The sequence below is a fragment of the Thiorhodovibrio litoralis genome, from assembly GCF_033954455.1.
Taxonomy (GTDB): Bacteria; Pseudomonadota; Gammaproteobacteria; order Chromatiales; family Chromatiaceae; genus Thiorhodovibrio; species Thiorhodovibrio litoralis.
In genome coordinates this window covers 1,857,688-1,870,830 of the sequence record NZ_CP121473.1, presented here as the reverse complement: position 1 = coordinate 1,870,830, position 13,143 = coordinate 1,857,688, and the positions used below count along the sequence as shown (strand labels likewise).

At 59.1% G+C, this 13,143-nt stretch carries 6 protein-coding genes and 5 pseudogenes; 4 read left to right on the top strand and 7 right to left on the bottom strand.

Going from position 1 to position 13,143, the window contains the following annotated elements:
* Positions 1-105: 105 nt before the first annotated feature.
* Entirely contained in the window at positions 106-1,071 is a 966-nt protein-coding gene (locus tag Thiosp_RS08185; protein ID WP_009148364.1) for a permease, read from the bottom strand.
* Positions 1,064-1,246, bottom strand: a pseudogene (locus Thiosp_RS08180) (organoarsenical effux MFS transporter ArsJ); the annotation flags it as partial. The pseudogene Thiosp_RS08180 and the gene Thiosp_RS08185, both read right to left, overlap by 8 nt.
* A 128-nt stretch (positions 1,247-1,374) precedes the next feature.
* Here Thiosp_RS08180 and Thiosp_RS08175 point away from each other — a divergent pair.
* Together Thiosp_RS08175 and Thiosp_RS08170 are read left to right on the top strand one after the other, a co-directional pair.
* Entirely contained in the window at positions 1,375-1,608 is a 234-nt protein-coding gene (locus tag Thiosp_RS08175; RefSeq protein WP_323696971.1) for a hypothetical protein, read from the top strand.
* Positions 1,609-2,719: 1,111 nt separating this feature from the next.
* Positions 2,720-2,977 (top strand): annotated as a pseudogene (locus Thiosp_RS08170) (hypothetical protein); the annotation flags it as partial.
* A 1,568-nt stretch (positions 2,978-4,545) separates the two neighbouring features.
* On the opposite strand, the gene Thiosp_RS08165 reads toward Thiosp_RS08170, so the two are convergent.
* The 5 genes and pseudogenes from Thiosp_RS08165 to Thiosp_RS08145 all read right to left on the bottom strand — a co-directional run.
* Positions 4,546-5,736: an ISAs1 family transposase gene (locus tag Thiosp_RS08165; RefSeq protein WP_323696811.1), complete on the bottom strand. Its 1,191-nt coding sequence runs from the start codon at positions 5,734-5,736 to the stop codon at positions 4,546-4,548.
* Positions 5,737-5,876: 140 nt separating this feature from the next.
* Positions 5,877-6,488: pseudogene (locus tag Thiosp_RS08160) on the bottom strand (transposase); the annotation flags it as partial.
* Positions 6,391-7,680, bottom strand: a pseudogene (locus Thiosp_RS08155) (IS4 family transposase); the annotation flags it as partial. The pseudogenes Thiosp_RS08155 and Thiosp_RS08160, both read right to left, overlap by 98 nt.
* Positions 7,677-8,558, bottom strand: coding sequence for a DUF4338 domain-containing protein (locus tag Thiosp_RS08150; RefSeq protein ID WP_323696489.1), 882 nt, complete (start codon positions 8,556-8,558; stop codon positions 7,677-7,679). The pseudogene Thiosp_RS08155 and the gene Thiosp_RS08150, both read right to left, overlap by 4 nt.
* Positions 8,559-8,663: 105 nt before the next feature.
* Positions 8,664-9,413: pseudogene (locus Thiosp_RS08145) on the bottom strand (IS4 family transposase); the annotation flags it as partial.
* A 152-nt stretch (positions 9,414-9,565) separates the two neighbouring features.
* Here Thiosp_RS08145 and Thiosp_RS08140 point away from each other — a divergent pair.
* Together Thiosp_RS08140 and Thiosp_RS08135 are read left to right on the top strand one after the other, a co-directional pair.
* Positions 9,566-10,405 carry a hypothetical protein gene (locus Thiosp_RS08140; RefSeq protein WP_201066222.1) on the top strand — a complete coding sequence of 280 codons (840 nt, stop codon included), beginning with the start codon at positions 9,566-9,568 and terminating at the stop codon, positions 10,403-10,405.
* 96 nt (positions 10,406-10,501) lie between these two features.
* Entirely contained in the window at positions 10,502-11,287 is a 786-nt protein-coding gene (locus Thiosp_RS08135; RefSeq protein WP_201066223.1) for a SapC family protein, read from the top strand.
* Positions 11,288-13,143 lie beyond the last annotated feature (1,856 nt).

Here is a 13,143-nt window from a genome sequence, read left to right as displayed (position 1 = left end):
ACGGATGAGTAACAGTACCCATCAGGCGTGCTTTGACACGAAACCGTCATCGCTACGAAGCCGCTTCAATGATAATTTATGCCGCTACGCTCGAGGCCAAAAAAATCACGTCAGCCAGTTAAAGCCCCAGCCGACCAGGGTGAAAGACAGCGCCAACACCCCGGCGTAGAGCGCCAGTGCCGGCCAGCGGATGACTTTGCGCAGGATGATCAACTCCGGCAGCGAGAGCGCGGCGATGCTCATCATCAGCGCCAACACGGTGCCGATGGCTACGCCCTTGCCGAGCAGCGCTTCGGCGACCGGAATCACGCCAGTGGCATTGGAGTAGAGCGGTACGCCGAGAATGACGGCGGCTGGCACGCTGTACCAGGCCGATTCATTCAGATGGGCCGCCACCCAGTCCTCGGGCACATAGCCGTGGAAGAGTGCGCCGAGGCCAATGCCAATCAGCACCCATTTCCACAGCCGGCGCAGAATTTCGCGCACCTCGCCCAAGGCGTAACGGTGGCGACCGGCGAGCGAGGTATCCGGTGTTTGCGTCTGCGCCTCGCCGACCTGAATTTTCCACACATAATCCTCCACCCAGCGCTCGGGGCGGAAGCGCTCCATTGCCAGGCCGCCAAACCAGGCGACCAGCAATCCGGCGCCGACATAGAGCAGGGTCAGCTTCCAGCCGAGCAGGCCGATCAGGATGACCACCGCGACCTCGTTGATCATGGGGCTGGCGATCAGGAAGGAGAAGGTCACGCCGAGCGGAATCCCGGCCTCAACAAAGCCGATGAACAACGGCACCGAGGAACAGGAGCAGAAGGGCGTGATGGCGCCGAGACCAATGGCACTTGCGCGCGCCGCCCACACCGGCTTGCCACGCACATAGGCGCGCACCTTCTCCGGCGACATGAGCGCACGCAGCAGGCCCATCAGATAGATCACCAGCACCAGCATGGCGAAGATCTTGGCGGTGTCCATGACGAAAAACTGCACCGCAGCGCCCAAGTGAGACTCGGGCGCCAAGCCAAGGAGGTCATAGGCGATGACATTGCCCAGGGTGACGAAAGGTCCTTCAGCCATCTGTGTGGGCCTCTGGTGTTGATGTGGCTCCAGCCACGGCGGGTAAAGGCAAGGAGAGTGCAAAGGCCGCGAGCACAAAACCCGCCGACCACCACAGGCAGCCGGTCAACCCCTGTGTTTGATAGATGAGTCCCGAGAGTACTGTCCCGATCAGCCGTCCGCCGGCATTGGCCATGTTAGCCGATTATGGCAGGTGAGCATCTGCTCTTTCTAGGATGCCCCCTTCTATGAGGGCTGCAGGAACCTGCTCGGCAGCGAACGATAACCCGGCTGCTGAACGAGCTCGCCAACCACCGTTGCCGCATGTTCGACGATGTCGGCTTCTTGGAGGGTGACTATGCCGGTGGACTCTCCGGACTGGACCGCGACTGGCGCCGCTGGCTGTTCGCCGAGGCTGCCCCGCTGCAGTTGCGAGCTGGAAGGCCAAGCGCCCCTTCCGCAATTCTCGGTTGGCTGAATACGCCGCTGCTCCTGCGCGCCATGGGCCATTTCATCAGCCCTATCCGCAGCTGGGCGTTTTCCTACAGCAGGCTGTGACTTTGCCACACCAGACTAGGTGGAAGGATTGGCAATACAAGCGACCCCGAGGAGCGTAGCTTCGCCCCGAGCGAAGGCGAGATGCGCGGTCAAGGTGCAACGGTGGGGCTGACGGGGAACGCGAGCGCCGCAACGGCGCGGGTTGCTGGGGCGGGTTGTGCGGCACAGCGTGCCGTCGGGCGATGAGGGCGTCCCCACCCTCTTTTGCAGCAGAGAGTCGACGGTTACCAAAGGTTGCGATGGTCAAACTCGAAGTCTGGCTTGGGCTGGTCGAGAAGCTCACAGTCCGGCATCGGCAGGGGAGCGTGGTCCACGGCAGGCGGATTTTTTAGGGCGGTTCTAGGCACATAATCAATGAGTTGGACGCAATGCCGCTCGGGAGTGCACTGCCGCCGTTGCCGCTCGCAGAGCCGATGACGGTCGTGTGTCAGGGGCCGCCCCCAATACTTAGGTCGAACCGCTTGCGGTTTTTCCGCATCTATGACGACACCTGTTGGGGTCGCTTACCGGCCAGTAGCGGTCATTGTCGTGCCGTGGAGCGCGGGCATCAACGAATGATAAGCGGACGCTGGAATTTCCGACCCACCTGGACTCCGAGTGTTTTTCCTCTCGTTATGGGCGAAGACTGGAACGGGCCGATCTCAAGCGAGCGAATGGTGGTGCGTTCTCGATTTCTCCCCAACTTCGCCTACCACGTATCAGCCGATGGCCGATACTTTCGCCAAGTCATGCCTCGTGGGTTGTTGCCATGCTCGTTGCCGATGCCCGGACGCCAACCTAGCCGCTCGGGAATCCTCTCCGCGGGTCTGATAACCCTGTCACTCGGGCTTTCGCGCTGGCTCTTGTAGTTCAGCCTTAAGCAATGGCCACACACGAATCCCGCCGGCGACTCGTCCGAGCCGGTCACTCGATAACCGACTATTACCGTCAACAATAATCAAAAACAGCACACCCCTTTTCCATTTTTCGGGTATATTCCCGTATGCGGTATTTGAACCGCTTTACGCTACCTGGAAAGGCGCTTCGTTGATATCTGGAAATCGCAAGAACAATCGAAAACAACGCTCCTTCTTTCCCAAACTTATCCGAATCGTTTCAATAGGATGAATCGATGTCAGCTGCTGATTATTACGCTCAAGTCAACACCCTATTCATCGCCTACATGGGTCGCCCGCCGTCACCAGACGGGCTCGAATACTACGCCCAGAAGCTCGATGCCTCCGACGGTAACTACCTGATCCTTGTTGACGACTTCTACAAGTCCGACGAGGGCAAGGCCTACTACGACGGCCTCGACCCAAAGGATCAAGTCAACCAAGTGTTTCAAAACGTTTTTGGCCGCGACGCCGCACCCGCCGGCGAGACCTACTGGGCCGGCCTGGTCAGCAATAACGAAATCTCCGTCGCCGAGATGGCCTACACCATCGCCTACAATGCCAGCGCCGCCGACACCGCTGAGCTCGACGCCAAGCGTGAGGCATCAACCCTCTTTACGGACGCCATGACCGAAGATGGGTTGTCCTTCGACACGCCCGAGTCGAAGGCAGGCGCACAATTTTTCCTTGAGAGCGTGACGGCAGCCGACGCGGCCGAAGCAGTCCTCTCCGCGCAGATGGCGTCTCAATTCAACGCGGCTGATATCCAAGGTCTACTCGATTCTTGCATCCGGCTGGTCGAGATCGGTAACACCAATCCTACGGCCATCCAAGCCATGCTCGCGGATGGAGGGGCGGGATTTGCCGGCGCGCTGGCTAACGCGAACCTCTCGGCCGAGCAGGTCGGCGAGCTACTTGTGGCGATGGCCGAAGCAGAGGTGGCAACCCCTGGCAGCGTCAAGGCGGCCCTAGCCGACTTCGATGGTGATCTGGGGGCATTCTTTGATGCGATTGACTCTGATACAGAGATCACCGAGCTGGTCACAGTCTTCAATGATGCGGCTGATACTGGCAGTACCGCAGGGCTGGGTGGGGATGTTGAGGAGATTTTGAATCCGACTACTGATACTGGGACTACTGGTGCTGGTACCCCGACTCCGACTCCGACTCCGACTCCTAGCTTCACAGCTGAGGTCACCGACGGAATGGTGACCTTTGATTATGACGCTGCCGACAGCGACTCAACAGATGATCTGACAGAGATCGCCCGGATTAACATGACCCTTGATGGCGGCACCGCCACCTTTGAGGGCTTTGACGACGCTGATGCTTCCGATGGTTCTTCTCTGGGGACTGATACGGAGACTGCGGATGGATTCGATGGCATCGACATCTCGAATCTGAAGGATGCGGAGCCGACCAGGCTGGATTTGTCCGCTTTGGTGGTAAATGCCGATAACGATGCGAATAATGTCGATTTTGGTATCAAGTTAGCGGACTTCGACACAGACGCCAACAACAAAAGCGATCTGAGCACCGACGGCGGTCAGAAGTCGAATCAGACGGTCGTGCTGCCTAATCTGGCGGATATCCAAGGCACCATGGTTATCGAAAATATGACGGTTGCTAGTCAGGGGACAGATGGCCTCGTCAAAAATGACGTCCTGGACTTCAGCGCCACATCTTGCGTCACGGAGGCAGCTAAGTTGAATAGCTGGATTGATCGAGTCTTCATTACAAACAATGACGCCGAGGATGGCTATGTCAACCTGGACATTGATTTGAATGATGACAGAGACGCTGGCGCATTGGTGCTGCAAAATGTGATGAAAGATGACCTGCTCTTTGACGCGCTCAATGGTCAGTTGGATGACGCCTACGCACGCGCGTATTGGGGCAGTCAGGAAGGCGGTGGCCCCGATAACGCTGTCATCGATACTATTTCGGAAGCTAACTACTTTCTTTCTGCTATCGGCGACAGCTCTGACGGCTACACCGGCCTCATCAGTTTTCTCGGGGACGGCGGGACATTCGCATACGCTGCTGGTGCAGGGCAATCGCATCAAGGTCCACTAATATTCGAGTCGCCTGACATCGTCTTCCGCCGTGGCGGATCGGGCGGCTCAAAAAGCAGTTTTCCCAGGTATTTCTCATTCCACCCAGCCGTCAATCGCTTGTTGTGAATCCCCAGTTTATGCGTGGAGTCCTTTTTCAGCCGAGTCAGGGCAAGATGTCTCAAGACCGCGAAGTTCTCCCGTGCAATCGGCTCGCGCAGGCGCGACTCATCTTCGCGAAAGCCGATATCCAGACACCAGTGAACCGCGTTTTCGATCCCCCAATGGCCGCGCGCGGCTGTAGCAAAGGTGTCGGCGTTGATGCCACAGCTCCCGATGTAGTAGCGTGTCTCTTGCGTGATTTTGCCGTTGCAGGTGCGCTCACTCTGCACCATGCCGATCATGTTCATCCCCTTCCAGCCTTCGCTGTGTGGCACCGCGCTGAGGTCTTCAAGCGTGCGGTAGCGACGGGTTTCGACGCGGCCATGTCCGCTGTCGCGCGTTTCAACGCCCTCAGAGACCAGTCCGGCATAGCCGCGCGCATCGGCTTCAATGAACGCTTCATTGACCTCTTCGACCAGGTGACCTTGGTTGCCTTTGAGGGCCAGCAAGTAGTCGCCGCCTTGGTCGATAATTTGCGCGGCAATGGCTTTCTGGCAGCCCATGGCATCGATCGTGACGATGCATCCGCGCAGGCAGAGCAGTTCCAGCAACTTCGGAATCGCGGTGATCTCGTTGGACTTCGCTTCGGTGGCAACCTGTCCCAGCACCATCCGGTTCGCCGTGGCCCATGCGCTGACCATATGCAATGCCCCCAGTCCGCGTGCCCGATCAAAGGAGTGACGCAGGGTCTTGCCATCAATGGCCACCACCTCCGCCGGGATCAGTTCGCGAATCGATTCGGCCCACGAGCGGAAGCAGGCTTGAAAGGCCGCCGGCTCGATCAGCGAAAACACCCGCCCGAAGGTATCGTGGGACGGAATCCCATTGGGCAAGTCCAGAAACTGCCGCAGCCATGCCTCCTTGCTGCGCCCAAACTGTGCGATCGCCGCGAAGCCCTCGGCCCCGCCAAGAATAGCGGCGATGGCGATCACGATCATCTCCAGAAGAATGTGCCGCCGCTGCGTGGGGTTGCGCGGATCGACAAGTGGGGCAAAGTGCCGCGTGAGTGCGTGATCAAGGGCAGTAGCAGATGGCATGGCAGGTCTCCGAGTCAGGCAAGTATTTTCAGCTGATTATCTTGGAAACCTCTACCTGTGTCTAAAAGTATATTATTAAGCGTTGATGCGATAGCCCTGGCTGCTGGTGATGATATCCCTGTGCACTAGTGTCCCAACGTTTAATCGAATAAATTCAATTGCTTAGCGTTTTCCTGATCTGTGTATTTGTCGGGAACATGGTTAAGTAGTTGATTTATATGCACACGCTCGAACAACGTCAGGCTCAGAACCTGTAGCAAACTATACAGACTTTCATTGATATTCAATCGTTTCTTTACAATTGCTACTAATACATATGTCGAGATCGCTATCCAAATTTGCGATTTGACTGCATTTTCAGTCGTGCCAAAGAAAGCTTTTATGCGCAGGTGTTGCTTGATCCATTTAAAAAACAGTTCTACGTACCAGCGATTCCGATAAAGCTCTGTGATCGTGAATGCGGACAAAGCAAAGTTGTTTGTTAAGAAAACCAGTTCTTTATTCGTTGCTGGATCGATGAACTTAATGCGGCGAAGATGCTGCGGATAACGCAAGGCCGTATTGACCATACCATTACCCATAACTATCCCTGACGCTGCGGTAAGCCTCCAGCGCCATGACAAAATCGGGGATGCGCTGCAACCCAATCCAGAGCGTCTTCGGTCCCGGGAACCCATCGGATTTGCGGTTGAGAAAGCCGCCCAGGGAGGCGACCATGCGCACCATGGTATCGAGCGAGGGCGGCTGCTCGGGTGGCGCTTGTTTCTGGGTGACCAGATAGACCGCCTTCCATTCCTCCTCGGCAAAGACCGCATCGCAAGGCAACTCCGGGCACTCGCGCCCGAGCATGGTCAGGTACAGCACCCGCCACGCGATGATCATGTACAAAGCGAGCGCCGGCTCCAGGCGCTCGCGCGTCTCGAGCTGCAGCTCCTCGATGCGGCAGCCACTTTTTAAGATCCGGAAAAAAATCTCCACTTGCCACCTGCAAAGATACCAGGAGAGCGTCTCGATGGCCTCCTCGGCGCTCTGCACCGCCAGATTGGTCAGCAACAGCCAGTTGAGTGGCTCCTCGCCGGCGGGTGGATTGACCTCGGTGGCGAGCAAGGCCGTGACCGTGACATCGGGCAAGGTGCGATCCGGGCGCCAGGGTGCCTTCAGGGTCACGCGCACCACCTTGATCTCCTGCTTGACCTGGCGTGCTTTGGCCCCCTTGGTGGCGGGACGCTCGAAGGTGATCTCGGTGAGCACCGCAGCGGCGTCCAGGGCCTCATTGAGCTTTCTGCCATCGGCCAAGCAGCGGTCGCGATGCTGCACCCGTACCAGCCAATCGGCGCTGTTCTCGGGGATGGGCGCTTCAACAAACAGGTCGTAGATGTCGCCCTCGCGATCGGCAACATAGGTCAAGCGCGTGTCGCTCAGTTCCTCGGCCAGCGCATTGACGCGCGCGTAGCCATCGACCCAGCGCACGCTTTCTTTCTCCTCCAGTGGGCGGCGCGAGTCTTTGTCCTGGCCCAGGCTACCGGGCTCGCGCACAAAAGTGTGCAAATCCAGCAGCCCCAGCGCGAGGCGCTCGGGCGTGACCGCCAAGGTGGGATGGATGTACATCCCATAGCGGCTCTCAAAGTTCAGTGGCCCAAGACCGACAATGCCTTTTTTGGTTGTATAGTCCAGCTCGCTGGTATCTTGGATACACAGCACCCGCGGATGCTCGCGCAGACGTTCTTCGGTACAAGCAAAATGGGGTGCGAGGATCTGCTCGGCGGTGACCGTGGGATGATCGAAAAAGCGATAGGCGGCCCGGGTCTCATACCAACCGTTGCAAGCCCCGGGAATACTTTGTGTCGGCTTGGCGCCGAGGGTTTCAAGCACCTGTTGGGCGCGATGATTCAGGCGCTTGTCGCCCAGAGAGATGTCCTGCAGTTCAGAGGCCAGCGCGATCATGCCACCACCCCCAGGGCGGCGCGGAAGTCCGCCGCCAGCGGGTAGACATAGATCGCCTTGCGCGGCAGCGCGGCCCGATGGGTGCGGTCGCACTTGCCGCGCCCGGTGGTTTCGCCCAAGTCGTGCCAGTTGGCGGCACGGTAACAGGTCCCGGCAAAGCGTGGGGTCTCGACAAAGGTCTCCAGCAGCACCAGACGCTCGCCATAGCGGGCGGGAAAGTCGACACTGACTTGCCGCGCGGCCAAGGACAGCACCTTGGAGGCGAGGTGTTTGACCTGCACCCAGGGCAGGATGAGGAAGCGGGCGTTGTTGAGCACCCGTCCCAGGTGTGCTTGGCGCTGCGCGGGCGTCCAGCCAATCCAGCGGTCGCGGGCAGCGACTTTCCAGGCCGCCGCGCCAAAGCCGATGGCGCCGAGCAGACCGCCATCCCACTGGATCAGGTAGCGCAGCTGCGCACCAGGCAGGGGACTGTAGCCGAGGTAGTGGTAGCGCTCGATCAGGCCGTTCCATAATTGCGAGGCCCTTCGATCATCAACGCGCGCCAGGCGCAAGCCGCTGAGCGCGCGCAGCGGGACGGACACTGGGATCGGTTCGGGCCGGGACTCGGGGCGCGGGACGAAGCGCCGCCCATTGCCATTGCCGCAGGTCGGTGGCGGCAGCACAATGAGCCCGGCACGATGCAACCGCAGCAGTCCCACCCGGGCACTCATGAGCTTGGGGCGGCCTTGGATATCGGTCCACTCCAGCGCGCGGCACACCCGCCGAGCGATCTCCGCGCGCAGCGGCGGCTGCGCCAGCGCGATCTCCTGGCGAATGCGCGCTAAGTCGGTCTCGTTGAAAGGGCGCCCACATAAACGGCTTGGAATCGCTTGGTCCATGGTCTCCCGTCCCCTTGCTGAAGATGAAAGGGCATCTCAGCAGAACTCGGGAGCTGTGTCCAGCCCCGGACGACGCTGGGGCGGGGAGATATGGGTAATGGTATGCGTATTGACACCTGTTAGAGAGACAGTTTGGTCGCATCTTAATCCGGTTGTCTTGTCGACCGGGCGAGAGTGCAATCTTCGCATCTTTGTATTCGATTTGGCGCGTATAACAAAAAAGGCCCCGGCGAGTTGAAAGCGATAAAGACGCTCAAAATCTAGATACGCACGATCCATGATATAGAAAGCGCCCGGCTCAATAGTCAGCAAATCTAGCGCCTTGACGTCATTCAGTTTTGCGTCGGAAATTGCGATAAAACTCGGTATGTTACCGCGTAGGTCCAGTAATGTATGGAGTTTTATGCCCGCTTTCGTGCGCCGAAAAGGCGCCCATGGAAAAACAGAAAGACAAAGATCGATTGTGGATGAGTCAAAGGCGTAAACTGTCTGCTCAAGGTCAAGCGCGAGTTTTTCGTTGCTATAGAGGCCACGGGCGATTTGAATTAGCGTGCTAGTGAAGTCGGCATAAATCCGCCAGTCACGGACCTGGTTGGCGTTAGCAAGGGTATTCCGCGATATCCCTCCACGAATACCCATGTGGTAAAGCTTGCTCGAATGCGCGCGCAGAGTCGTTTCAATATCTCGAAGGCTTTCCCGATAGGTCAGTTGCGCGAACATCATGCTTAGGAACTGATCGAGACACGAGAATGATTTGATCTTATGGTTGCCACGATAACGCGTCACGCACTGCCGAAAAGCCGGCAACGGAAGATGCTCGGTTAACTGTGAGAAAACGAGTTTGCCGGTATACATTCGCAATTAGCCTCCAGTCAAAGATTCCGGACGGAGGCTGGGCGAAATGAGCCGACGCGTTCAAGTCGATTTTCTCGAAAAATCCTAAATGTATATTAAATATAAGTACTTACGTGGACCGTGTACGAAACGTTGGGACACTAGTGATCCCTGTGCCTGAATTCACGGCGAATCTATCTGATGGAGTGGTGACATTCAATTACACCGATGACGATGCTTGCACAGATGACGATCTCATGGATCTTGCCAAGATTGTCATGACCCCGGGTACCGATGGTGCCACCAACTTCGATGCCTTCAGCGACGCCAATGTGCTTCTCGATAAGACGGACACGACGAACGGAATGATCGATGAGATTGACATCTCGAATCTGAAGGACACGGAACGCACCACGCTGGATTTGTCGAACCTGGATGAAACGGCTACGCTTGAGCGCGTTGTATTGGCTGGATTCTCAGACGGTAACAAAGACGATCTTTATCCGGGTGAGATAGGCTGGCCCAAGTCCAGCCAAACGGTTGTGCTGCCTGATCTGGGTGATCTCAGAGGGCAGCTGATCATCGAGAACATGACTATTGCCAGTTCGGATGGCGATACTGGCTTTAACACAAACGACGTCTTGGACTTCAGCGACACGACAAGTATAACTAGCGAAACTGCGCTGGATTCTTGGATTTTGTCTGTCAATGCTACTGAGGGCTCGGCGGAAGGCTATGTCACCTTGAGTATTGGCTTTGCTGATACTGCCGGTGGCAGTACCAATCAGCACACCGCGAGCTTGGATTTGTTGAACGTGATGAGAGAAGATGTGCTGTTCAATGCGTTGAACAATGTGGGTGAAGTTTTTGCAGGGTTATATGGAGGAGAGGATGATGAAATCAACACCATCGACGAAGCTAATGACTCGCTTGGCCATATGTTAGGCTACGTCGATCTAATCGGCGTAATCGGCGGCAACGGTACCTTCGAATACGCTGCTGGCGACCTCTAAAACCAACCCGCGCTGACAATAGTCACACCGCGAGGAAAACGAAAAACCCCCGGCCCCGTGCCGGGGGTTTTGTCATTTAAGAACCGATAAAGACCCATGCCCGACTACATCCCCGTCTCCCCCCAAGACCACGCCGAGGAGGCCTGGCAAGCGGTGCGCGGCTATGCCTTCGCCGCCGGGCAAACCCTGGTGCCGCTGGCGTTTGATGAACTCACCCGCGCCAGCGGTCACCTTGTGCTCGGCTTTACCAAACCCGCCGACCACTACCAACTGGTGGCCCTGCTCGGCCCCGGCTTCAACGCCTATGTCCACCCGGCTGATGGCCGCTGGCTCGGCAGCTATGTACCCTCCAAACTGCGCGGCGCGCCCTTTGAGCTGGGCTTCGCGCCCGACAATCCCGAGCAACCCCTGCTGTGCATCGACCCCGCCGCCCTGGTAGCGGTCAACACCCCTGGCGCGTATCGACTGTTCGAGGCCGATGGCCAGCTCAGCGCCAAAAGCGCCGAGGTGCTGGACTTTCTCCACCAACGCCTCAAGGGCGGTCTGGCCGTGGAGCGGGTGATGGCCGAACTGACCGCCATCCCCGATCTGATCGAGCCTTGGCCGCTTCGCCTGCCCGGCTCCCAGGGCGTGCAGGATCTGACCGGCTTCTATCGCATCAACGAAGCCGCCCTCAAGGCGCTCAGCCCCGAGCAACTCCACCAGCTCAACCGCCACCAGGCGCTCGGCCTGGCCTACGCGCAACTCATCGCCACCACCCACCTGCACGAGCTGGCCCAACGCTGCGCCGCCCTTGGGCGCCTCAAGCAGCAACAGGCCGCCGCCGAACCCAGCCTCGATCAACTGTTTTTCGAACAGGAAGAGGATCTGTTCAAATTCTAGCCAGCGCGCGCATTGTGATGAAGAAAAAAACCCTCCCGCCACCGCCACCGGGCCGCGCGCACTGCGACCAACTGTTCGACCAGGCGCGCGCGAGCACCGACCCCGGGGAAGTGCTCGCGCTGACCGAGCAGCTGCTCAAGCGCGATCCGCTGCACACCCGGGGCCTGGCCCTGCGCACCCGCACCCTGAAGCAACAGGGCAAAGCCAGCGCGGCCTTGGACCTGGCCTACAAGCTCTGCCTGCAAGACCCCAGCCCGGAACATCTATTGCTTTTGGCCGAACTGGCCGCCCGGCGCGGGCGTCTGACCGATGCGCTGAGCGCCGCCGCCCGGTGCTTGGCCGAGGATCACAAGAACCCCAGTGCGCTGAACTGGGTCGCCGGGCTCTATGGCACCCTCAAGCTCGATGACTTAAGCCGCCACTGGGCCAAACAGGCCGCTGTTGCCAGCCCCCTGAGCCATTCGCCCAGCCGCGCCGGCGCCCGCCTGCGCCTGCTGGTGCTGGGCACCAAGGCCTCCGGGAGCTTTATGTACAACCCCCAAAATGGCCAATTCCAAACCACCGAGGGCCACAACAACCTCAGTAGCCTGCTCGATGGGCAGCACGTCACTCGCTACCACCTGAGCATCGACGCCTTTGAGAACAATCCCGGTCTGCTCCAACAACTGCCCAGGGTCGATCTGATCTACAACAGCATTACCGATGCCGACCGCTGCCAGCACGCCCTGCAGCTCGCCGACCAACTCTGCGCCAAGCTCGAGCGCCCTGTCATCAACCCCCCCGCGGCCGTCCTGCACAGCACCCGCGAGGCCAACCACCAGCGCTTTCAGGACCACCCGGACATCATCCTTCCCAAGGCCGTCTGCTTGGGCGAGTGTTGCGGGCCGCTCGGGGAGCGCATTCGCCAGGCCGCCAGCGACCATGGCCTGAGCGCGCCCCTGATCATGCGCGCCGGCGGCTTCCAGGGCGGCAAGCACATGCACAAAATCGACCGGCTCGACACCCTGGAGGTGGCGCTGCAACAACCAACGGATGTGTATTTAATCCAATACCACGAGGTCAGCCATAGCGACGAGCGCGCCCCCGGCCAGCGGCTCTATCCCAAATATCGAGCGTTTTTCGTCGGCGGAACCCTGTTTCCGGCACACTGCTTTGTCGCGGCGGACTTTAATGTGCACAAAAAGAACGCCGATCCGCTGCTGCGGCAACACCCTTGGCTGGCCGAGATCGAGCGCGACTACCTGAGCGATCCCGCGACCCACATTGGCCCCGCCCGCTGGCAGGCGCTGGAAACGGCCATGCGGCAACTGAACCTCGACTACGGCGGCGTCGACTTCGCCCCCGCCACCAGTGCGGCGGAACAGGGCAAGGTGGTGGTCTTTGAGGCCAACGCCGCGATGCGCAACTGGATCGACCAGCTCACCGAGGGCGACCCAGTGCAACAGGCCTGGCAGCAAATTACCGAGGCCGCCCATCGCCATTTTTGCCACCGCGCTGGCGTGGAGCCTTGGGAGTTCGCGTTGCCGGCGGGAAAGCCCGGCGTGCCACAATGTCCCGAGGATGTTTGCTGCCTGCCGAAGGCGCCGCAGCCGGATCATGCCGCGACCAACCACCGCTGGCTGGCCGAACGCCTGGGGGAGTCCAATGATTTCAGCGACGCGCCCTTCTTCGACACCCGCCACTTCATCGATGAAGAGCTCCTGGAGCAGACCGCGCGCGCGCAGGGCATCGCGGTCAAGCGTCGCGCGGGCCGGATGCTGGAATTCACCCAGGCTCACAAGCAGTTGGTGTTTCACATCAATGCACCACGCATCCCCATGGCGGTGCATGTGTTGGAACGCGACAAGGTGCTGGTC

Coding starts and splice junctions, on each gene's coding strand:
- Thiosp_RS08185 (WP_009148364.1), bottom strand. CDS start 1,071: ATGGCTGAAGGACCTTTCGTCACCCTGGGCAATGTCATCGCCTATGAC.
- Thiosp_RS08175 (WP_323696971.1), top strand. CDS start 1,375: ATGTTCGACGATGTCGGCTTCTTGGAGGGTGACTATGCCGGTGGACTC.
- Thiosp_RS08165 (WP_323696811.1), bottom strand. CDS start 5,736: ATGCCATCTGCTACTGCCCTTGATCACGCACTCACGCGGCACTTTGCC.
- Thiosp_RS08150 (WP_323696489.1), bottom strand. CDS start 8,558: ATGGACCAAGCGATTCCAAGCCGTTTATGTGGGCGCCCTTTCAACGAG.
- Thiosp_RS08135 (WP_201066223.1), top strand. CDS start 10,502: ATGCCCGACTACATCCCCGTCTCCCCCCAAGACCACGCCGAGGAGGCC.